At 63.7% G+C, this 21701-nt stretch carries 21 protein-coding genes; 6 read left to right on the forward strand and 15 right to left on the reverse strand.

All coding sequences use genetic code 11. The features are described from left to right. Nucleotides 1-162: 162 nt before the first annotated feature. The gene (locus tag SO140_RS42970) at nucleotides 163-1563 is read right to left on the reverse strand and encodes a peptidoglycan DD-metalloendopeptidase family protein (RefSeq protein WP_498544027.1); all 1401 of its coding nucleotides are present in this window, start codon (nucleotides 1561-1563) and stop codon (nucleotides 163-165) included. Nucleotides 1564-1672: 109 nt separating this feature from the next. Then, a complete protein-coding gene (locus tag SO140_RS42975; protein ID WP_449383306.1) occupies nucleotides 1673-2323 on the reverse strand; it encodes a protein-L-isoaspartate(D-aspartate) O-methyltransferase in 651 nt (216 codons plus the stop codon). A 253-nt stretch (nucleotides 2324-2576) separates the two neighbouring features. Here SO140_RS42975 and SO140_RS42980 point away from each other — a divergent pair, with 253 nt between their 5' ends. Further along, complete coding sequence (locus SO140_RS42980) at nucleotides 2577-2948, forward strand: response regulator (RefSeq protein WP_284269276.1); 372 nt, start codon at nucleotides 2577-2579, stop codon at nucleotides 2946-2948. Between the two features lie 179 nt (nucleotides 2949-3127). Here SO140_RS42980 and surE read toward each other — a convergent pair whose 3' ends face one another. From surE to SO140_RS43040, 12 genes are all read right to left on the reverse strand, one after another. Further along, nucleotides 3128-3895: a 5'/3'-nucleotidase SurE gene (gene surE, locus SO140_RS42985; protein WP_449383305.1), complete on the reverse strand. Its 768-nt coding sequence runs from the start codon at nucleotides 3893-3895 to the stop codon at nucleotides 3128-3130. Between the two features lie 129 nt (nucleotides 3896-4024). Beyond that, nucleotides 4025-4396 (reverse strand): hypothetical protein, encoded by a 372-nt coding sequence (locus tag SO140_RS42990; protein ID WP_449383304.1) that lies wholly within the window; start codon nucleotides 4394-4396, stop codon nucleotides 4025-4027. Nucleotides 4397-4495: 99 nt separating this feature from the next. Then, on the reverse strand, nucleotides 4496-5782 hold the full coding sequence (serS, locus tag SO140_RS42995) for a serine--tRNA ligase (RefSeq protein ID WP_449383303.1): 1287 nt from the start codon (nucleotides 5780-5782) through the stop codon (nucleotides 4496-4498). A gap of 202 nt (nucleotides 5783-5984) precedes the next feature. Then, on the reverse strand, nucleotides 5985-6791 hold the full coding sequence (tatC, locus tag SO140_RS43000) for a twin-arginine translocase subunit TatC (RefSeq protein ID WP_449383302.1): 807 nt from the start codon (nucleotides 6789-6791) through the stop codon (nucleotides 5985-5987). Further along, nucleotides 6788-7348, reverse strand: a complete 561-nt coding sequence (gene tatB, locus SO140_RS43005; RefSeq protein ID WP_498544028.1) for a Sec-independent protein translocase protein TatB — start codon at nucleotides 7346-7348, stop codon at nucleotides 6788-6790. Before tatB ends, tatC begins: the two co-directional genes overlap by 4 nt. Nucleotides 7349-7431: 83 nt before the next feature. Next, nucleotides 7432-7665, reverse strand: a complete 234-nt coding sequence (locus SO140_RS43010) for a twin-arginine translocase TatA/TatE family subunit (RefSeq protein WP_449383300.1) — start codon at nucleotides 7663-7665, stop codon at nucleotides 7432-7434. A gap of 166 nt (nucleotides 7666-7831) precedes the next feature. After that, nucleotides 7832-8575 carry an SMC-Scp complex subunit ScpB gene (gene scpB, locus SO140_RS43015; RefSeq protein WP_449383299.1) on the reverse strand — a complete coding sequence of 248 codons (744 nt, stop codon included), beginning with the start codon at nucleotides 8573-8575 and terminating at the stop codon, nucleotides 7832-7834. Nucleotides 8576-8593: 18 nt separating this feature from the next. Next, the gene (locus SO140_RS43020; protein ID WP_449383298.1) at nucleotides 8594-9433 is read right to left on the reverse strand and encodes a segregation and condensation protein A; all 840 of its coding nucleotides are present in this window, start codon (nucleotides 9431-9433) and stop codon (nucleotides 8594-8596) included. Further along, nucleotides 9430-10458, reverse strand: a complete 1029-nt coding sequence (gene nagZ / locus SO140_RS43025; protein ID WP_498544029.1) for a beta-N-acetylhexosaminidase — start codon at nucleotides 10456-10458, stop codon at nucleotides 9430-9432. Before nagZ ends, SO140_RS43020 begins: the two co-directional genes overlap by 4 nt. Before the next feature lie 52 nt (nucleotides 10459-10510). Then, complete coding sequence (locus tag SO140_RS43030) at nucleotides 10511-11995, reverse strand: SPOR domain-containing protein (RefSeq protein WP_498544030.1); 1485 nt, start codon at nucleotides 11993-11995, stop codon at nucleotides 10511-10513. 149 nt (nucleotides 11996-12144) lie between these two features. Further along, a complete protein-coding gene (argS, locus tag SO140_RS43035) occupies nucleotides 12145-13932 on the reverse strand; it encodes an arginine--tRNA ligase (protein WP_498544031.1) in 1788 nt (595 codons plus the stop codon). 9 nt (nucleotides 13933-13941) lie between these two features. Further along, complete coding sequence (locus tag SO140_RS43040) at nucleotides 13942-15150, reverse strand: deoxyguanosinetriphosphate triphosphohydrolase (RefSeq protein WP_498544032.1); 1209 nt, start codon at nucleotides 15148-15150, stop codon at nucleotides 13942-13944. Between the two features lie 109 nt (nucleotides 15151-15259). On the opposite strand from SO140_RS43040, the gene erpA reads away from it, so the two are divergent. After that, a complete protein-coding gene (erpA, locus tag SO140_RS43045; RefSeq protein WP_027527378.1) occupies nucleotides 15260-15589 on the forward strand; it encodes an iron-sulfur cluster insertion protein ErpA in 330 nt (109 codons plus the stop codon). A gap of 1176 nt (nucleotides 15590-16765) precedes the next feature. On the opposite strand, the gene SO140_RS43050 is transcribed toward erpA, so the two are convergent. After that, nucleotides 16766-17200, reverse strand: coding sequence for a hypothetical protein (locus tag SO140_RS43050; protein WP_498544033.1), 435 nt, complete (start codon nucleotides 17198-17200; stop codon nucleotides 16766-16768). 308 nt (nucleotides 17201-17508) lie between these two features. Here SO140_RS43050 and SO140_RS43055 point away from each other — a divergent pair, with 308 nt between their 5' ends. The 4 genes from SO140_RS43055 to SO140_RS43070 all read left to right on the forward strand — a co-directional run bounded on the left by SO140_RS43055 (nucleotide 17509) and on the right by SO140_RS43070 (nucleotide 21433). Then, entirely contained in the window at nucleotides 17509-17637 is a 129-nt protein-coding gene (locus SO140_RS43055; protein ID WP_498544034.1) for a hypothetical protein, read from the forward strand. Between the two features lie 356 nt (nucleotides 17638-17993). Next, nucleotides 17994-18488, forward strand: a complete 495-nt coding sequence (locus SO140_RS43060) for a hypothetical protein (protein ID WP_498544035.1) — start codon at nucleotides 17994-17996, stop codon at nucleotides 18486-18488. Between the two features lie 57 nt (nucleotides 18489-18545). Next, the gene (locus SO140_RS43065; RefSeq protein WP_498544036.1) at nucleotides 18546-20927 is read left to right on the forward strand and encodes a CHAT domain-containing protein; all 2382 of its coding nucleotides are present in this window, start codon (nucleotides 18546-18548) and stop codon (nucleotides 20925-20927) included. 20 nt (nucleotides 20928-20947) lie between these two features. After that, a complete protein-coding gene (locus tag SO140_RS43070) occupies nucleotides 20948-21433 on the forward strand; it encodes a hypothetical protein (protein WP_498544037.1) in 486 nt (161 codons plus the stop codon). The last annotated feature ends 268 nt before the right edge of the window (nucleotides 21434-21701 follow it).

The raw sequence follows: 21701 nt of genomic DNA on the forward strand, positions 1-21701 counted from the left end.
TTCGAACAAGGAGATGATCTGAAATGATCTAACAACCACTCATCCTTGACCAAGCCCATACAAGTATTCCAGAGACATCGAGTTCAGCACAACCGCTGCGGCGTACTGCGTCGCCCGGTCAAGCCGGGCGACGACACCGTCCCTGCGGATGCCAAGTAGGCCTCACGCCCCATTGAGGAATTGAAGCGGGTCAACCGGGTTCGATCCCTTGCGGATCTCGAAGTGGAGCTGCGGCGACGCCACCTCACCGGATTGCCCCGACTTGGCAATGACCTGGCCGCGCTTGATGGTATCGCCGCGCTTCACCAGCAGCTCACTCGCATGGGCATATGCGGTGACGTAGCCGTTGGAGTGCCGAACCAGGACCAAATTGCCGTAACCTTTCAGCTCGTTGCCGGAATAGGCAACGACGCCGTCTTCGGCCGCCTTGACCGGCGTGCCTTCGGGTACCGCGAGATTGATGCCGTCATTCGACTTGCCGTTGGTCTTGGCGCCGTAGCTCGTGATCACCTTGCCGCGCACCGGCCAGCGGAAGGTCGGCAGCGCGCCTGTGGCGTCCGCGGCTTTTGCCGGCGTCTCGGCGGACTTCTCTTCGACGTTGGCGGTGGCTTGCGCCAGCCGCGCGCTCTGCACCGGTGCGGCGGCCGCGACCTTGGTGGCAGGCACGGTTGCGACCGCGGCAGGCTGCTGGACGACGGCGACGGGCGCGGCAGCCACCGCAACGGGGGCAACCGGCGCGGCAACGGCCGCAGTCCTGCCGCCCGGCACGGTCAGCTTGGTGCCGAGCTTGAGCTTGGCGGACGGATCGAGACCATTGGCGCGCGCGAGCTCAGCCACCGGAATGTGGTTCTTGCGCGCGATGCTGGCGAGTGTGTCGCCACGATTGACGAAGTGAGTGCCGGCCGGCGCGCTGACGGCCACAATCGGCTTGGCTGCGGGCGCCGCGACTGGCGCTGCGGCAACCGGCGCCATAGCGGGCGCAGGCGCTGCGGCGTTAGCCGTGGGATGCGGAATGACGATCTGTTGGCCGGGCGAGAGCGTGCGCGGGCCCTTGTAGCCGTTGGCGGCGAGGATCGCCTGCGGAGTAACGTGATAGCGCTTGGCGAGCACGTCGAGCGTGTCGCTGGTGCCGACGATGATCTTGGTCGCACCGGCGGGACGGGCCGCGGCAACCGAGCGCGGCGGCACGGTGCCGGTGGCTTCAAGATGCGGCTGTACCGGTGGCGCATAGGACCCCATGCCACGCCCGCCTCCGGCTACCCCCCCACCGCCTGCGGTGGGATAGGATTGCGGCGCGGCGACGGCCGGCGGCGGCAACGGCTGGGATTGATAATAGCCGGGTTGTGTCTGCGGCCGTGAATATTGCGGCAGCTCACGCTGCTGCGGCGGCGCCTGCTGCACTGTTCCCGTGGAGTCCTGGGAAGCAAAGGGGTTGGAGAAGTTGGATTGCGAAAGCCGCGACGACATATCGGCGCTGCATCCGGCGAAACCGAACGAGATCAGCGCCAGTACCGCGACCTGCGGCACCCGGCGCGAGTAAAGCAACTCGGCAAGAGCGGACATGGTTACTCACTCGTACGCAACTGAACTGGTCTTTTAAGTAAACACGCGCCGAGTAAATAACCGCTTAACCCTCCCAATAAGGTGTTGGCAGCACAGCCGATCCGGAATTCTACAGCTCGCGGGCCACACCAGGCAGCGCCGGGACGAAGCGGACATCGACGAGTTCCCTGCGCTCGACTCCGGTCTCGGTGCGGGTCAGGCGGATCAGGGTCTGCACCCCCTGAAGGGGGCCGACCGGCGCGATCAGGATGCCCCCGACCTCCAGCCGCGCGATCAGATTGTCCGGGATCTGTTCCATCGCGGCGGTGACGATGATGCGGTCGAAGGGGCCGATATTGGCGGGCAGATCGAGACCATCGCCCAGCATCACCTCTACATTGTGGCAGGCGAGCTTCTCCAGCCGGGCGCGCGCCGTATCGGCGAGTTTGCGATAGCGCTCGACCGTCAGGACATGCCGGGCAAGCCGTGACAGCACTGCGGCCTGGTAGCCGGAGCCGGTGCCGATCTCCAGCACGCGATTCTGCTTCTGCAACTGAAGCTGCTCGGTCATGTAGGCAACGACAAAGGGCTGGCTGATGGTCTGCCCGCAGGCGATCGGCAGCGCGCTGTCGCGGTAGGCATCCTCCCGGTCGGCCGCCTCGACGAACAGATCGCGCGGCACCTCCTCCATGGTACGCAGCACTGCCTGGTCACTGATGCCGCGACGTCGCAGCGTGAGCTGAAACATCATTTTTTCCGGCGGATGCTGATTGGAGGTCATTGCTAATGTTTCGTCGCGTTTTCATCTCGGCCGGACCGAACCTGCAGCGTTAGTGCGACCTTCGTCGCAGCCGCGGGATTCTTGTTCCGGCTCAGGAACCCATGATAAACTTCTCTCGCTGCATCTGACCACATAATCTGCTTTACGCGGAATTGGTTATGCTGCCATTTCCGGGCCGGGGTTCGTCCAAACGCTCGTTGCGTCGCATGGTTTTATCTGCGAACGTTTGATGGGAAGGGCAAGGACTCACGGAATGACTGCGACACGGCCTTCGGGCGGTTCTGTTTTCCTCGTCGAGGACGAGGTCATGATCAGGATGATGGTCGCAGACATGCTCGAAGAGCTTGGCTACAAGGTCGCGGCCGAGGCCGGCGACATTGCCGAGGCGATGCGGCTTGCGCAGTCGACTGAATTCGATTTCGCCATCCTCGACGTCAACGTCAACGGCAAGGTGATCTCGCCGGTCGCCGACGTCATCAAGGCCAAGGGTCGGCCCTTCATCTTCGCCACCGGCTACGGCTCGTCCGGCCTGCCCGAGCAGTATCGCGACCGGCCGGCGCTGCAAAAACCTTTTCAGCTCGACGCACTCGGCAAGACCATCGAGTCCGCGCTGCGCGGCGGTTAACGCCGCTCCCATCCGCTGCGATGATGGAATTATGCCGGTGATTTGCCCGACGCGTCAATCCATTTTCGTAAAATACGAAATCGTCACCCGATAGCCCCCGCTACTTTGCATGGGGTTGTTTTCGAGATTCTGCTGGACGGTCGCGAAAGCATCAGGCCAGTGCGTCGGCGAACGCGTCCTTATTTCAGCGTTTCGCCGAGCGCCTGCGAGAAAGCCTCATCGGTGCGATCGAGCTTCAGCGGCGTCACCGAGATGTAGCGCTCGCGCAGCGCGGCGAGATCGGTGCCGTCCTCCGGCAGGTCCATCATCGCGGCACGCTCGAAACCGATCCAGAAGTAGGGATTGCCGCGGCCGTCGCGGCGCTCGTCGATCCTGAGGAAGCCGAGATTGCGCTTGCCCTGCCGCGTCACGCGGATGCCGAGAACCTCTTCCGGCGCGCACGACGGAAAATTGACGTTGATCACGGTATTCCTGGGCACGCCGGCCTTGAGCACCTTGCGCAGGATGTCGGGTCCGAACTTGCGCGCGGTGTCCCACGGCGGACGCTCGCGCGTCTCGGCGCTGAATTCCTGCGACAGCGCGAACGATGGCAGGCCCAGGATGGTGCCTTCCAGCGCGCCCGCGATGGTGCCGGAATAGACGACGTCCTCGGCGACGTTGCGACCCTTGTTGACGCCGGACAGCACGACGTCTGGCAGCGTCGCGCCCAGGATATGACGCGCGCCCATGATGACGCAGTCCGTCGGCGTGCCCCTCACCGCGAAGTGCCGCGGCCCGACTTCGCGCAGGCGCAAAGGATCGTTCAGCGACAGCGAATGTGAGACGCCGGACTGGTCGAGCTCAGGCGCGACGACCCAGACATCGTCGGACAGGGCGCGAGCGATCTCCTCCACGACCTTGAGGCCGGGCGCGTGGATGCCATCGTCATTGGTGCAGAGAATGCGCATGCGTCAGATCGAGTCCTTGGATACGTCTGAGGAGGTCTTATCCGTCTACGGCCGATCAGGCAAACCGGCGAACCGCGGGAGTTTCCGGGCGATTTGGAACTTACCAACGGCAGTCGGCGAACCTCTCGCCTAGCGGCGGATGCGCCATTGCGGCAGGAAGCGCGCCAGCCGGCCTTCCGCTCGCAAGGCGAGCACGACCGGAGGGACAGGTTTTGGCGGTAGCGCGGCGGGGGCCGGCGCAGGCGGCAGCTCAATTGCCGCTTTCGCCGGCGCTGGAGCCGGCGCCTGCGGATAGCGCGTGCGCGCCAGCGTCAGTGCCTTGTCAAAATCCTCGAGATTGAGCCCGGGCTTGGCGCGCCGGCTTTGCACGAAATCGTCATCCCAAAGCCGCGCGATCTCAATGTCGAGCGCGCCGCGCAGCCGCTGGTCGACAGCCTGTATGCCGAAGCCGGTCACGGCCCATTGTCGGCCGATCCAGAAGATGTCGCGGTGCAGGGCCATGAAACGGTCGCCGGAGAAGTCGGACGGCCGTCAGGATAACCGGCCGCCCAATCTTCGCAACCAAACGTTTCCGCGTTACCGGCGGGCAATAATGCCGCCCTACTCGCGCGCGACCACCTTCAGCCCGCCCATGTAGGGTTGCAGCACGTCCGGCACGGCAATCGAGCCGTCCTCCTGCTGATAGGTCTCCATCACGGCGATCAGCGCACGGCCAACCGCGGTGCCGGAGCCATTGAGCGTATGGACGAAGCGCGGCTTGCCGTCCGGCCCGCGCGAACGCGCGTCCATGCGCCGCGCCTGGAAATCGCCGCAGACCGAGCAGCTCGAGATCTCGCGAAACATGCCGCCCTCGCCCTGGCCCGGCATCCAGACCTCGATGTCGTAGGTTTTCTGTGCCGCAAATCCCATGTCGCCGGCGCACAGAGTCATCACCCGGTAATGCAGGTCGAGCCGCCGCAGCACCTCCTCGGCACAGGCGAGCATGCGCTCATGCTCGTCCTTGCTGGCCTCTGGCGTCGTGATCGACACCAACTCCACCTTGATGAACTGGTGCTGGCGGATCATGCCGCGCGTATCGCGCCCCGCCGCCCCTGCTTCCGCCCGGAAACACGGCGTCAGCGCCGTCAGGCGCATTGGCAGCTCCTTCTCGTCCACGATGGATTCGCGAACGAGATTGGTGAGCGGCATTTCCGCGGTGGGAATCAACCACAACCCCTCCCGCGTACAAAACATGTCGTCGGCAGATTTGGGGAGATTACCCGTCCCGTAGGCCGTCTGTTCGCGCACCAGGAGCGGCGGGTTGATCTCGGTGTAGCCATGCTCGTTGGTGTGCAGGTCGATCATGAACTGCCCGATCGCCCGCTCAAGCCTCGCGAGCCCCTTTTTCAGCACGACGAAGCGCGCGCCGGAAAGCTTTGCCGCCGCCTCGAAATCCATATAGCCGAGCGCGGTGCCGAGATCGTCATGCAGCTTTGGCGTGAACGCATAGTTGCGCTTGTTGCCGAACACGTGGTGCTGCACGTTGCCGTGCTCGTCGACACCGTCAGGCACCTCGGCAAGCGGCAGATTGGGGATCGCCGACAGCTCTTTTGCCAGCTCCTCATCTGCGGCCTTCGCGGCCGCCTCGAGCTCCGGCATCGTCGTCTTGAGCTCGGCGACCTCGGCCATCAGCCTGGCCGCGCGCGTCTCGTCCTTCGCCTTCTTGGCCTCGCCGATCTCCTTGGAGGCCGCGTTGCGCCGCGCCTGGGCCTGCTCGGAGGCCAGGATCGCCGCCCGTCGCTTCTCGTCGATCGCCAGGAGCGACGTCGACATCGGCTTCAACCCACGCCGGGCGAGACCGGCGTCGAAAGCTTGCGGATTGTCGCGGATCGTCTTGATGTCGTGCATGGCTGTGGTCCTGGGGCAGCGTGCAAACCGTCAACGCTCATGTTGGCCGTTTGCACCGTGCCTCCCACTACCACAGGCGTCATCGCCCGCGAAAGCGAAAGCGGGCGATCCAGTATTCCAGAGACAGTGCGAGGGTACGGAGAGGTCGCGGCGTACTGGATTCCCCGCTTTCGCGGGGAGTGACAGCCAAGGATACGGCGCCCTATTCCGCCGGGTTGGCCGAGGACGAAGCCCCGCTCGAAGCCTGCGAAGCCGCGGCCTTCTTCTCCACCATCGATACCGAGATGATCGAACCCTCATAGAGCGCCAGCAAAGGTATGGCGAGCGAGCACTGGCTCAATACGTCAGGCGGGGTCAGGACGGCTGCGATGATGAAGGCGATGACGATGAAATAGCGGCGCTTCTCGCGCAGCATCTTCGACGTGATGATGCCGATGCGGCCGAGCAGCGTCAGGATCACCGGGAGCTGGAAGGCGATGCCGAAGGCGAAGATCAGCGACATCATCAGCGACAGATATTCGCCGACCTTGGGCAGGAGCTGAATCTGTGCGGTCTCGTCACTGCCGGCCTGCTGCATGCCGAGCGAGAAGCGGATCAGCATCGGCAGCACGACGAAATAGACCAGCATCGCGCCCAGCACGAAGAAGAACGGGGTCGCGACCAGATAGGGCAGGAAAGCCTGCTTCTCATGCTTGTAAAGCCCGGGCGCCACGAATTTGTAGATCTGCGTGGCGACGATCGGGAACGAGATGAAGCCGGCGCCGAACAGCGCAAGCTTGAGCTGGGTGATGAAATATTCCAGCAGCGCCGTGTAGATGAACTTCGAATTCTCCGGCCCCGCGACCCACACGAACGGCCAGACCAGCACGTTGTAGATCTGCTTGGCGAAGAAGAAGCAGAAGATGAACGCGATGCCAAAGCCGAGCAGCGCCTTGATCAGCCGCGAGCGCAGCTCGATCAAATGGTCCATCAACGGCGCCTTGCTGGCCTCGATGTCGGCGTCGGTCATGACGCTTTGGCGTCCTTGATCGCTTCAGGTAGCGCGGTGTCCTGAACTACAGTGTGTGCCGCCTCGACCTCGCGGGTGATCGCGAGTGGCTCACTTGCCTCCGCATGTGCCTCCGCTTCCACAAAGGTCGCGGGCGTCGGGGCTTCCGGTGTCGTCGGCATCACCAGCGCTTCGGTTGAAGTCGCCGGCGCTTCGGTTGAAGTCGCCGGCGCGTCACTTGACGCCGCCGGTGGCTCGATCGCGGGCGTGGCCGCGGGTTTATCGATATCCTCGATGCGCAGCGCCTCGTTGACGTCCTTCGTGAGCGAGGTCATCAAATTGTTGCCGGTGAAGCTGGAGGCTGCTTCCTTGACCTCGTCGAAGCTCTTCTTGAGGTCGGCCATTTCGGCCTCGCGCATGGCCTCCTGAAACTGGCCCTGGAATTCGGCAGCCATCTTGCGGGCCTTGCCCATCCATTGGCCGACCATGCGCAGCACACCGGGGAGCTCCTTCGGGCCGATGGCAACCAGCGCAACGACCGCGATGAGGACCAGTTCACTCCACCCGATGTCGAACATGAAGTCTTCCGTTCAGGCAAGCCGCGATTGGCCCAATCCTCGACGCACGGGATCGGGACCGCCCACGTCTGCCGATCTTTGGCTCAGACGGCCTTGCTGCCGACGTCGGACCGTGCCGCAGTCGGCGCGGCGTTGTGCTCGATGGACTTGGCGGCGTCGGGCTTGTCGGCAACCTTGTCGTCGTCCTGCATGCCTTTCTTGAAGGCCTTGATGCCCTGCGCCACGTCGCCCATCAGATCCGAAATCTTGCCGCGGCCGAACAGCAGCAGGACCACTGCGATCACCAAGATCCAGTGCCAAATGCTAAGCGAACCCATCCTGCAACCCTCCAAACACGCATGGCCGGGGACCCGGCCGATCTTCACCGAAACCTAGGCTTCGCAGGTGTCAAAAACAAGGACCAAGGCAGCGCCAATTCGCTGTTGGCGCTACGTAATCTGGCTAGTGTTAACTGGTCGCAGGCCCCCGTAGAACGACGGGCCGTCAGCCCTCGTCGCTACCCTCGCCACCGCCTTCCGGCGTCTCCGGTTCCGGCTCTGGCGCCGGGGCCAGCGCGAGGTCCAGATCCTCGCCGGCCTCGAGCGGATCCTCGTCCTCACGCAGCGTCGGGTCGTCCGACGGGGTCGGCACGCTGAAACCGGTCGGCAGACGCGAATCCAGAAGACCCGTGCCCTTCAGCTCCTCCAGGCCCGGCAAATCGCCGAGTTGTTCCAGCGTGAATTGCGACAGGAAATCCTCGGTGGTTCCGAAAGTCAGCGGACGGCCCGGCGTCTTGCGCCGACCGCGCGGCTTGATCCAGCCGGTCTCGAGCAGCACGTCAAGCGTGCCCTTCGAGGTCACGACGCCGCGGATCTCTTCGATCTCGGCGCGGGTTACCGGTTGATGGTAGGCGATGATCGCAAGCACCTCGATCGCCGCACGGGACAGGCGGCGGGTCTCGGTGCTTTCGCGCGTCATCAGCCAGGCAAGATCGCCGGCGGTGCGGAAGGTCCATTTGTTGGCAACGCGCACGAGATTTACGCCGCGCGTCGCATATTCGGCCTGCAACTGCGCGAGCGCAGCCTTCACGTCGACGCCATCAGGCATGCGCTTGGCAAGGGTCGCGGTATCCAGCGGCTCGCTGGACGCAAACAGTAGCGCTTCGAGAAGCCGCAATTCTTCGGGGCGCGCCTGGGATTCGTTGTCCATCGGCTCGACCTCTTCTACCCGAACTTCCGCCAAGGCCATGGCAGCTTCTCCTTTCAACTAACCGACCGGTGCTTCAGGCGCGGGAGGCGCGCCTGGTACCGGTTGATGCCGCCCCTTTCGGAAATAGAGCGGCGCGAACGCCTCTTTCTGGTTCAGTTCCAGCTGGCCTTCCCTCACCAGTTCGAGCGCGGCGGCAAAGCTCGAGGCGAACACCGTCGCACGCTGCGACGGATCGGCGACGTAACGGATCAGGAAATCGTCGAGACGACCCCAATCGTCCGATTCAGTAAGCCCCCCGACCAGCCGCTCCAACGAGGCGCGCGCTTCGGCGAGCGACCAGACCGTGCGCTTCGCGAGATGCACGCTCGCCAGCACACGCGACTGCCGCTGCGTGGCGTAGGCCGTGAGCAGGTCGTACAGCGTCGCGGTGTATTTCGGATGCTTGACCTCGGCGATCTGTTCGGGCTCACCGCGCGGAAAAATGTCGCGCAGCAATTGCTGCCTGTTCATCAGCCGGTTCGCCGCTTCGCGGATGGCCTCGAGCCGGCGCAGGCGATTGGCGAGCGCGGTGGCCATTTCCTCTGCGCTCGGACCTTCCGCCGTCGGCGGTTCCGGCAGCAAGAGACGGGATTTCAGGAAGGCCAGCCATGCCGCCATCACGAGGTAGTCGGCCGCAAGCTCGAGCCGGATCTTTCGCGCGGCCTCGATGAAGTGGAGATATTGATCGGCGAGCGCCAAGATCGAGATCTTGGCGAGGTCGACCTTCTGCTGTCGCGCCAGCGCGAGCAGCAGATCGAGCGGGCCCTCATAGCCCTCGACATCAACGACCAGCGCCGGTTCGCCCTCGGCGAGCTCGGCGGGCCGCCCGGTTTCAAACGATAGGATTTCTGCCGTCATGCGGATGCCGTGTTCGCCTGTGCGATCAATGCGTCGAGTTCAGCCCGTGCAGCCGTACGGTCGAACGGCTGCGGAGCCTTGCGGGCGGCCAGCGCCCTGTTCGCGCGTTCCAGCGCCTTGCCCGACAACTCGGGCGTTTGGCCGGCAACCTCGTGCATTTCCTCGATATTCCCGTTGCAATGCAGGACCATGTCGCAGCCGGCTGCAAAAATCGAACGCGTTCGCTCGGTAATGGTGCCCGCCAACGCATTCATCGACACGTCATCACTCATTAACAAACCCTGGAACCCGATCACGCTACGAATCACCTGCTGAACCATTGTCGCAGATGTCGTCGCCGGATGGGCGGGGTCGAACGCGCTAAACACAACATGTGCGGTCATCGCCATCGGTAGGTCTGCCAATGGCTTGAACGCGGCAAAATCGGTTTGCTCCAGCTCATCCCTCGGCGTGTCCACCGTCGGCAGCCGGAAATGCGTATCAGCCGTCGCCCGGCCATGACCGGGGATGTGCTTCAGCACCGGCAGCACGCCGCCCTGCTCAAGCCCGTCCGTGACCGCGCGGGCGATCGCGGCGACCTTGGCCGGTTCGGTTCCATAGGCCCGGTTGCCGATCACGGCGTCGGCGCCCGCGACCGGCACGTCGGCAAGCGGCAGGCAGTCCACGGTGACACCGAGATCGGCAAGATCCGCCGCGATCAGCCGGGCGCTGAGACGCGCGGCCGTCAGCCCAAGTGCCGAATCAATGTCGTAAAGCGTTCCGAACAAAGCGCCGGAGGGATAGACCGGCCAATGCGGCGGTCCCAGCCGCTGCACCCGTCCACCCTCCTGGTCGATCAGGACGGGAGCATCCGGAGAGCCCGCGACGCCGCGCAATTCCTGAACCAATGTAGCGACTTGCGCCGGGGCCTCGATATTCCTCTTGAAGAGGATGAAACCCCATGGACGTTCGGCACGGATAAAATCCCGCTCAGCGGCGGTCAATTCCGTTCCGGATACGCCGGTAATGAAGGCCCGCGTGCTCATAGTCGCCGATTAACCGTACCCCGCTAGGGGGTCAAGGAAACGGCCGATAATACTACGGGATAAAGCACTGACCGCCGGCGGTCTTCAGCTCGGTGCAGAACTGAACGGCTTCCTGACGGGTCCGGTACGGACCGACCATAGCGCGGTACTTCACCTTGTTGTCGGCCAGATCCACCCGCTTGATCACGGGCGAACGGGATCCCAGAGCCGACGGGAACTTACCCTGGAGCACGCGGAAGGAATCCCGCGCCGCGGATTCGGTGTCCTGGGACGATATCGAGACCATGTAGCTGGCGCCGCTCTCAGCCGCGGCCGGAGCAATCTGCGTCGGATTGGTCGCAGCCAGCCGGGTCGGCGGCGCGGACGGGTCCGGCGTACCGCCCTGCGGTGCCAGCGACATCGGCTGGTTGGCGCTGGCATTGGCCGAGGTCGGCGGATTGTGTGGCGCGGCCGGCACGGCTGCTGCCTTTGGAGCCCCGGCCGGCTTGGCTGCAGCCGCAGCCGGCGCGGACGTGCTGTCGGTCTGATCGCCCTTCACCGAAAGCGTTTTGATCTTACGCGGCTCGCTGTTGGGCATCGTGCCGTTATTGGGCGCGACGGCTGGCGGCGGCACGGTTGATGGTGAGACACTCGCAACCGGCGGAGGATTGGCGTTCGGATTGAGCGGCGGGAAGACGACGCGCGGGCCGCCGGACCTGGCGTTGACGTCGATCGGCGCTTCCTCGCGCGGCACGATCTTTTCGCCGCCATCACCGGTGACCATGCGATCCGGCACCTTGGCGGAACCGTCGGCGGGCGCCGGCACGACCTTGGTCGGCGTGTTGTCCGCCTTGATGATTGGCGGCTCGCCGCTGCGGGGCGACCCCAGATAGGTCTTGTAGGCGAAGGCGCCACCGGTTCCGACCACGGCCAGCGCAAGGATGGCCGCAACGGTGATCAACCCGCCGCGCTTCTTCTGCGGAACCTCACCCTCGAGCTCATCCTCGGGATATTCGCTCTGATAGGCGTAAGGATCGTTCGGATAGGACGGATCGCGCTGGAAATCCTGCAGACTCGCCTCGAGCTGGCCATAAAGCGCATCGTCATAGCGCGACGGATCGATCGGATCGTCGTGCTCCGGATAGGCCTGGGACTCCTGGTAGTCCGGCTCAGGCGCAGGCGGCTGTGGCGAGAAACGCTGCATCGGATGCACCGGGTTCACCGCAGGCGCGTAGCTCGGCTGCTCGGGCGCAACCGGCTGGGGCTGAACGTTGGCACGCCGCATCCAGGATGGCGGACCGGGCGGCGGTGGCGGCTCGTGATAATGATCTTCGTAGTTGTCGGGCGCATAGCTTTGCGCAGGCGGCTGATATTGCGCGGGCGCCGGGGGAGCTGGCGGCCTCGCGGCGGGCCGGCCCTGCGAACCGAATGGATCGGTCTGGCCAATCAACCGGGCGAGTTCGGCCAAGGGATCGTTTTCCGCCCCGCCATGCTGGTCGCCGGCGCGACCATAGTCATCGGAAGGATACGGTCTGTCCTGATATCGTCGATCGGCCATCGTGATGATGCGTCCCCTCCGGGAAAGCCGCCAGTTCTCGACCCGAACAGCGGCCTCCACCCACAAGGCATTCAACCAAGTCGCACTACGCAAGCGAGCCGGCTTCTGCCGGTTAGCCCCTCATATTCCCTGAAGTAGTTCGCCCCAAACTACCGCATCTCGTCCGGGGCATGGACGCCGAGAATGGCGAGGCCCGATGCCAGGACCGAGACGACGCCCTGGACCATTGCCAATCGCGCCTTTGTAAGCTGTGCATCATTATTGATAATGAAGCGTAAATAGGGCAGATCGCGCCCCTTCGTCCAAAGCGCGTGAAACTCGCTGGCTAAATCATAGAGATAAAAGGCAATTCGGTGCGGCTCATGGGCCGTGGCGGCAGCTTCCACGGTCCGCGGAAAAATTGCGAGTCGGCGCAATAAGTCGAGCTCCACCGGGTCCGACAGCCGTTCCAGCGCGCAGTCGAGCAGCCACGCGATTCGGACGTCGGTCGTCTCCGGCAGGTCTGGAAATACCTCCGCCCTTGCGTTGCGGAAGATCGAGTGGCCGCGGGCGTGGCCGTACTGGACGTAGAACACGGGGTTGTCGCGCGACTGCTCGATGACCTTGGCGAGGTCGAAATCGAGCACTGCATCGTTCTTGCGGTAGAGCATCATGAAGCGGACGGCGTCCCGACCGACTTCATCCACGACCTCACGCAAGGTGACGAAGTCACCGGCGCGCTTGGACATCTTGACCGGTTCGCCGTTGCGCAGAAGCTTTACGAGCTGGACGATCTTGACGTCGAGCGCGGCCTTGGTGGCCGTGACCGCCTTCACCGCCGCCTGCATGCGCTTGATATAGCCGCCGTGATCGGCGCCCCACACGTCGATCATGTCGGCAAAGCCGCGATCGAACTTGTTCTTGTGGTAGGCGATGTCGGACGCGAAATAAGTGTAGGAGCCGTCCGACTTCATCAGCGGACGATCGACATCATCGCCGTAAGCCGTTGCCCTGAACAGGAGCTGCTCGCGGTCTTCCCAGTCCTCGACTGGCGCGCCCTTCGGGGGCGGCAGGCGGCCCTCGTAGACATCGCCTTTCGCCCGCAGGAAATCGATGGTCGCGGCAACCTTGTTGTTACCGCCCTCGATCAGCGAGCGCTCGGAAAAGAACACGTCGTGGCGGATGTTGAGTGCGGCGAGATCACCCTTGATCTCGTCCATCATCATCGCGATCGACCTTGCGCGCACCGTCGGAAGCCATTGGGCTTCATTCAGCGAACGCAGCTTGTCGCCGTGCTCCTTCGCCAGCGCCGCGCCGACCGGCTTGAGATAGTCGCCGGGATAGAGGCCCTCGGGGATCGGGCCGATGTCCTCGCCCAGCGCCTCGCGATACCTGAGGAATGCCGAGCGTGCGAGCACGTCGACCTGCGCGCCGGCGTCATTGATGTAGTACTCGCGGGTGACGTCGTGGCCGGCGAAATCGAGCAGGCTTGCCAGCGCATCGCCGAACACGGCGCCGCGGCAATGGCCGACATGCATCGGCCCGGTCGGGTTTGCCGAGACGTATTCGACATTGACCTTCCCGCGCCCGCTCAGGCGACCGTAGCTGTCGCCCTCGCGCAGCAATGTGCGCAGCGCTTCGGCCCAGGCGGACGGCCTGAGCGACAGGTTGATGAAACCTGGTCCGGCCACATCGACCTTGGCGATCAACGCATCCGCACGCAGACGCTCGGCGATCTGCTCGGCGAGATCGCGCGGCTTCGCCTTGGCCTCTTTCGCCAGCACCATCGCGGCATTGGTCGCCATGTCGCCATGCGACGGATCGCGCGGCGGCTCGACCACCACACGCGAGAAATCGACGCCTTCCGGCCAGTTGGCTTCCGCCGCGAGCGCTCGGCAGGCGGCGTGCACGCGCGTGAGCACGTCGGCGAAGAGATGCAGCGAGGGTGTGTCGGCCATGGCCGCCGCCTAACGCAAATCCGGGGTCGAGTCAAAGAGCCGCTGGTGCTCGGTCAGGGCGAAACGGTCGGTCATTCCGGCAATGAAATTGCCGATCCGGCGCGCCCTGCCCGCCTCATCGTCAGCCTCCGCCCCGGCCAGCCATTCCGGCGGCAGTTCGCCGGGCGAGGCCTGGTATTTCGCGAACAAGTCGAACAGGATCTGTTCCGCTTCCCCCATAACCCGCATCACCCGCTTGTGACGGTACATGTGCTGATAGAGGAAGGTCTTGATCGCCGCCTCCTCGCCCGCCATGGCCGGCGGGAACGTGATCATCGCCCGGGTCTGCTGGCGTACATCCTGGGCCGATTGCGGCTGGATCGCCGCAAGGTTGGCCTTCGCCTCGGCGAAGACGGCGCCGATCAGATGAGAAATGAGCTCACGGACGAGCTCCGCGCCGCGCCTGACATCCTCCAGGTTTGGATAGTGCGCACCGATCTCGGTGATAATCTCGGCCATCAGCGAAATCGCCTTGAGATCATCAACCCCAAACAGCCCTGCGCGCAGGCCGTCGTCGATGTCATGGGCGTCATAGGCAATGTCGTCGGCGATTGCCGCGACCTGCGCCTCCAGCGAGGCAAAGCTCCAGAGCTCCAAATCGTACGTCTTGACGTAGTCGGCGATGCCGACGGGAACGCCATGCTCGCGATAGCGTCCGACCGGCGCTCCGCCGCGATCGGTCAGCGGGCCGTTGTGCTTGACGATGCCCTCGAGCGACTCCCAGGTCAGGTTGAGGCCGTCGAATTCGGGATAACGGTGCTCGACCGATGTCACAACGCGCAGGGTCTGGGCGTTGTGGTCGAAGCCGCCATGGTTCTTCAGGCAGGCGTCGAGCGCCCGCTCGCCGGCGTGCCCGAAGGGCGGATGGCCAAGGTCGTGCGCGAGCGCCAGCGTCTCCGTGAGGTCCTCGTCGAGCCCGAGCTGCCGGGCCAGCGCGCGGGCGATCTGTGCGACCTCCAACGAATGGGTCAGGCGGGTACGGTAGTGGTCGCCTTCGTGGAACACGAACACCTGGGTCTTGTACTTCAGGCGGCGGAAGGCGGTGGAATGGATCACCCGGTCGCAATCCCTGCGGAACGGGCTGCGGGTGCGACTCGGCGGCTCCGCGACCAGCCGGCCGCGGCTGCGATCGGGATCGCAGGCATAGGGCGCACGGGGGGCAGCCATTCCGACGGACACGGTGAATTTAGTCCCTATCCATTTGATTCTGCGGACCCTTGCACTTAACTATGACGGACGCGGGATACCAAATGAATTGGCTATGACGCGGGACTATCGGAGTGGAACGATGACGACTGCCGTGACCATCAGCGACCGGGCCGCGCGCCGGATTGGGGAGATCCTCAAGGGCGAAGGCACCGGCGCCATGCTGCGGATCTCGGTCGAGGGCGGCGGCTGCTCGGGCTTCCAGTACAAGTTCGACATCGAGCGTGACCGCACCGACGACGATCTCGTTATCGAGCGCGACAATGCGGTCGTGCTGGTGGACTCGGCATCGCAGCCGTTCCTGGCGGGCTCCGAGGTCGACTTCGTCGACGACCTGATCGGCGCCTCCTTCCGCGTCAACAATCCCAACGCCACCGCGTCCTGCGGCTGCGGCACGAGCTTCTCGATCTAGCCCTTCTGCTTCAAGAAACGATCTGAGTTCTCATCCTGACGGCCTGTGAGGTTTTCTCGTCATTCCGGCGCGCGACGAAGTCGCGAGTCCGGAGTCGATCGGCCGCATGGCCGCGCAATGGATTCCGGGCTCCCGCTTCCGCGCGCGCCCCCATTGCACACTCGCGCAATGTGGAATGAGGAAGGGAGAGAGCGAAGCCCCTGCGCTCAGTCCCTCATCCTGAGGAGGCCGCGAAAGCGGCCGTCTCGAAGGATGACCACACCTGAGAGCCGGGCTTCATGGTTCGCACGACGATGCATCGCCCGGCGATGCGCTTCGCGCTCCTCACCTTGAGGTACCAGTAAGACTAGCCCAAATCAAAATCTGAAAAACAACCCCATGCAAAGTAGCCGTCAAGCCACGATGCATTTCTGACTTTACGAAACCCGTTTGACACGTCGGGCAAATCAGGGGCAATCTGTGATCGTCGCCAGAGCCGCAAAGTCGGGTGCGGCTAGCTGATGACTCGGCGTGCTGAGACCGGTTCAGGCACGTGGGCCGAGAGCACGAACAGCGCGTATCGTGGTCAAGCTCACTTTCGTCCATTCCCTCGTCAACTATGTGCAGCGTCTCACCGCGTCCCTGCAATAGCCGCACTGTGTTTCGATCAAACCGCTGGAATTGCCATTCTCCAAATCTGATGGGCTTGATCGGCGCCAAGCCGGAGCAGTGCAATTCGCGCCGATTGATCGCGATAGCCGCCGGCGACAAGAACGAGGTCGCCTTCGGCGCGCACCGCGATGGGTTTCGCTTTCGCTCTACCCATCCTACGGGCTGCGAACCAGTCGCCAAAAGCCATGCAGCCTCGAAAGGAAAAGGGCCGTCACCACATAGGTTTTCAGTGCCATAATCCCATCTCCGCCCGCCCTACCGGCGCTTGCTCACCGAGGCGTGGAGCGACCGTCAGCTTCCTTGCGCAGCCAAGCTTGATACGTCTCGACGAGCCCAGTGCCGAACATTTGCGCCACCCTTTTCACCTTGGCCACCGTGTCATCGCAAATGTCTTGGAAGCGGCCGAATTCGTGCGTCCGTTGGACCTCATCATGCGCAGCGCGAAGCTTGTCGCGAAGTGCGAGAATGACGGGCTGTCCGGTCTTGGCAAGATGTTGAACGATCTCTTCCGTACAGATCGGTATATCAAGAATGGAAGGCAGTTCTCGCGTCCTCTGCAACGAGCATCGTGTTCCATTCATCGTAGGGGTTGAGACCCAGATGGTAGATGAGAAATTCGCCGGCGTCGCCGTTCCAGCAATTGTCATGAAGGAGCCACAACGCGCGCAAATGAAGATTGTCGTACCCATCCGCCGAAGCCTTGGCCCGGAGCTGATGAATGCGTGCGTCGACTGCCTTGCGGCCTTGCTCGATCATCCTCGCCACATCGTCATGCGTGACGCGAAGATTACTGGGATGATCCGGCTTTGCGCCAATCCTGGCGAAAAACGCCGCGTATTCTGGATCATCCCATAATTCGGGCGGAACAACATGTTTCCCTGGCTCAGGCGGGCGTCGTCGTCCAAAACCTAAAATGGCCATGTCTGCGCTCCCATCGAACGTCACCGGCCAGCGGAACATGACCGACATTACCTGCCGGTAAAGGTGAGCAGGCGATGGACACAGTGCGGTTAACGATCAGTCACACTTTTCGATCGCATTGAGACCGCAAACGAGCCGAAAGCCGCCTGACCGACAGCCATGGCGCCATGGGCGTAGTGCACGTATGGGAGAAAGCCCGGCATCGGCGCCTCCGGCGTGTGCAAGGCCGCTACATCATAGCGCCACGGCGAACGAATAGTGCCCATCTTCATCGGCCGCGGCGCGCCACTTAGATTAAAGGACTCGCCAAAGACATCCGGAGATGTCGGTGGATACGGAGATGATCCATGAAACTCGCGCATGTCGCAGTTTTCGTCATCTACCTCACGGTCACGAGACGACGAATATGGTACGCGCTGTCGCAAGCGACATGTGGCTCGCTTGAATTTGGTGGCGCGCGCCATCTCTCCGACTAGCCTCCTCCCAGTCTAAGCGCACGATCGGCGCGTAGGAACGCCAAAAATGAGATAGAAAGGGACCGGCGGATTTATCCCGCCTTCTCGAGGCCACCGCGACCAAAACCATGGTCGCCACTGGCTCAGCCATCGGTGGCGAACGGATGTGAATGGCTTCACACGAGGTGCGCGCCTTGCTGTGGTAGCATCGTCTGTGCTGCGCAACCAAAGCGCCGCAATACGGGCCGCAGAGAAGTGGTAGTGCGATTACTACGCGGGGCATGATCGGAGCGCTTGTGGCGACTCCTGGGGCCGCTGAGACATGTTTTCTTTGCACCTGCGGTACAAAATTGACTATCGGCGCGGGAGTACGTGACATGACGGACAGAGTGCTGACGACCGGTTGGGCCGCGCCGCTGACGGAATTCGCGGCTGATTGTGCGCTCGACCTCATCGCCCTGATGAAGGCAGCGGTGATTGGAGATGAGACCAAGATCACGCCCGCGATGCGCGCGGCGTGGCGGACGCATCTCATGATGTATTATCCGATGCTGGCCCCAGAAGACCAACTCTGGTTTGCGAACGCCCCGGCGACGCTGGCGGCAATCCAGCAGGGGTGGGCTTACCTGCCGGCGGCGGAACAAGACATGTGCCGCCATGCATGGGCCAGCATGCTGCCGGCATTGCTGCAGTTCGCTTCCCCAGTCTGGGCGGCGCCGGTTGCACCCGCCACGCCGGCGGCTCCGCCATCGACCAGTCAGGCCGCAATCGACGAGCTCAATCGGCGCCGGGCCGTCGACCAGACAGGCTTCAGCGCGGGACTTACAAGTTTCCAGGGTACCCTCGACCTTATGAGGACCTGGCAAAGGTAGCGGCGGATCGACCGAGCACGAAGATGGTCGTGGCCGGTCAGGCAAGGCGAGGAACGCATGGCACGCCAACCCGCACTTGATGCCGTTCCGCTGGTCAGGGCGATCGTCGCGCGCGACAACGCTGCGATCATGCGTCTGTTGCCCGGCATCAATCTCGATGAACCGGGAGGTCGGCCGATCGATACTGCAATTGCGGGTCCCGACCTCGCGCCGCGTCTCGTCGGGATTGCGTTCGTTGCGAACATGTGCCGCATGCAGGGAGACCTCGTCACGGCGCGAGCGCTTGCCGAGGCGATCGTGGATACCATGAGCGCACCGCAAGTCGAGGAATTCCTACATGCGGGTCAATCGCAGGCATCGGTTCCGCAACTCTGGACCGACACGGTTGAGCTTCTCGCCAGCTGCTGGCTGGAAACTGGTCACTACCAACGCCTGGTCAAACGCGCCGATGTGATCGCGGCGGCGCTCGCGTCGTGGGGGCAGAATGACCGCGTGCCGGCAGTTCGTCTCGCTGAGGCCGAGGCGCTCATGTTGGCCGGCGAGTATGAGGCCGCTAAACAGCTCCTTGAGGCAATCGATCCCGATGCGCTACTCAAGACGGATCGGCTCACATACGTTCGTCTCGCCTCCAAGCTCGCCCGTATGCTGTGCCGGCCGGATGTGCCTGTGGGCGACACGCCCAGCGATGTCGATCTTGTTGCCAAGGCAGGCTTTCCGCCGTCGGTCAACGCCGTGCTCGAGGAGGTCACGGGAAGGGCGGGCGCGGATTACGACCAGCTCAAGGCGGAGTACGGCATGCCAGCGGTCCCGCCCGACCTCGATGCAATCGAGATGGCGGCGAAGAACCTGCCATTGTCCGGGAGCCCGCACGCAGCGCTGAACGCGCTGGACGATGGCATCGCGGCTCTGCTTGTCGGGCGCGGTAAGGACGATCCGGAGGCCTATCGGACCATATTGCGCGCGCTGACGATTGCGATTGCCGAAGCAGACGCTCTGGAGTTCTGGGAGCACAGCGTCGACCTGCGCTGGCGCAGGGTGATTGCGTTGCGTCGTCTCGGCGACCTGAGCGGCGCGCTCGCGACGACTGGCGAGATACGCGTTCTGATCGATCGGCGACGTCTTGGCATTGCCGACCCGCGGCTGCGCGCCGCGCTTGCCGTCTATATCCCTCACCTCGCCGTCGTCACCGCGGAGCTTGCGACCGCGATCGGTCAGACCACCGGGCTCGCGCTGTTTGCAGCGGCGGAATCGGCCAAATCGCGCATCATTGCGGAGAGCCGCGAACGCGTCCGGCGGGCCGATCTCGTGTGGGGTTCGACCGATGCGCAATTGCTTGACCGTGTTTGCATCCGGCTCGCTACTTCTCCACGGGCCCACTACTTGAGTTTTCTGGTCGATGACGGCGTCACGTATCTCACCCTCGTCTCGGCCGGCGGCAAGGTGCGCGGCGCCACCGCTCGGATCGGGCGCACGACGATCACCGATTGCGCCGCGGAGTTGCGCCTCATGGTCGAAGGCCGACCGGCCGACCCGGACGGCAACGGTCGCGTGGCGCCGATGAGCCCGATGCTGCTGTCCCGCCGTAGCTTCTACCCGATAATCGCGAAGGCTTCACCGGTTCTTGCGCCGATCGGAGATTGGCTTGCTGCCGGCGAGCTCAAGCCGGATGACGTGATCATCTATGCGCCCGACGAGGCGCTGTTTAATCTGCCGCTGACCATGCTGTGCGTCGGAGATCGTTCGATGCACGAAATGTTCGATCTTACCTGCGTGCCTTCGGCGCGTTTGCTCGTCGACCTGCAGAACGCTCGGGTGGGCGCCGGCTTCGACCGCGCGTTCGCTGCGGTTGTTCCGCACCAGGGTGACGGCGATTCGGCGCTCGCGAGCCTGAGCTGCGACGCGCGCTGGCTGGTGGAGAACATCGGTGGCGACCTCGTGCTTGGCGCCGACGCAACGCTCGAGCGCGTGCAATCGGCGAAGCTGGCGGGATCGATCGTACATTTCTCGACGCATGGGGTGTTCGATGACGCACGGCCTCTCTTCCGCTCCGGACTACAGCTGGCGAAAACCGGGCTACCGAACCCTCAGAGCGTAGATGCGCTGCTCACCCCCGAGTTCATGGCGCAACTGTCGCTTGCCGACGCGCATGTCACGCTACGCGCCTGCGTGTCTGGCCTGGCGACGCAGATTACCTCGCGCGAGCCGCTTGGCGCGATCCACGGCCTGTTCAGTGCCGGTGCCGCTAGCGTGCTGGCGGCCGCCTGGAATGTGGACATGCGGGCAGCCGGAGAATGGATGCTTGCCTTCTATCGTGCCTGGGCCTCGCCCGGCGTGACACCGGCGCGGGCGCAGAGGCTCGCAATCAACGCGATGAAGCGCGCGGGCCGGGATCATCCGTTCGAGTGGGCGCCGTTCGTGCTATACGGCGTCTCGTTGTGACAGCGCAGTTGGAGAGGAACATGGCTCAATCCGAATTGACCTTGCAGATTGCAGCGCTGAGCGACAACGAGGCGATTGCTGTCGTCTCCGCACTCGAGGGGCTACTGCGCGAAGGTGCGCCCCGCGTGCCGTCCGACAGAGCGATCGAAAGCGAGTTGCGTGGGCTCGCCGCCAATCTCGGCGTTGCCGTGCCGGATGCTCCTGCAGCCTATTCGGGGGCCGAGGGTGGCGCGCAGTCGCGCGCGCTGCTCGCCGCGCTGGCCGAATTGAAGGATACTGCTGCGCTTGTGCGCTATGCGATCGAGAACCGCAGCCAGATGCAGGATGCTGGGTTCCTTTCAGCGCCGATCGTCATGGGGCTGGTCTGGCTCGTCTGCACGAGCGGCTTCAAGCTCAAGATCGGCTTGTTCGAATGGAGGAAGGACGGTATCTCCGGCCACGATCAGGCTGCGCTGCTCAAATCCCTGCTGCCTGGTGTTGTGAAGACTTGGCTCAAACAGAAATAGGATGCCGGCGGCTTCCACGCCGAGAAGGGTTTTTACGAAAAGCTGACGCGCAAAGCGCTTACAAGAGACTCGCCATCGCACAAACAGAGAGTTTCCTGCGCGAGATGGCACGTGTGTCAATCGGCCTTCAAATTTGATCGCGGAAGATAAGCAGACCAGGGTCAAGCAGCCCTGCCGAGGTCTGCGAATGACCGATTCCGTTGAAAAAGGGCGGCAGTAATCCGATGTATTGGCGTCAGCGGCGATGCGGCCGAGCGGCTGTGTCGGC

This window comes from Bradyrhizobium sp. UFLA05-108 (assembly GCF_059803455.1).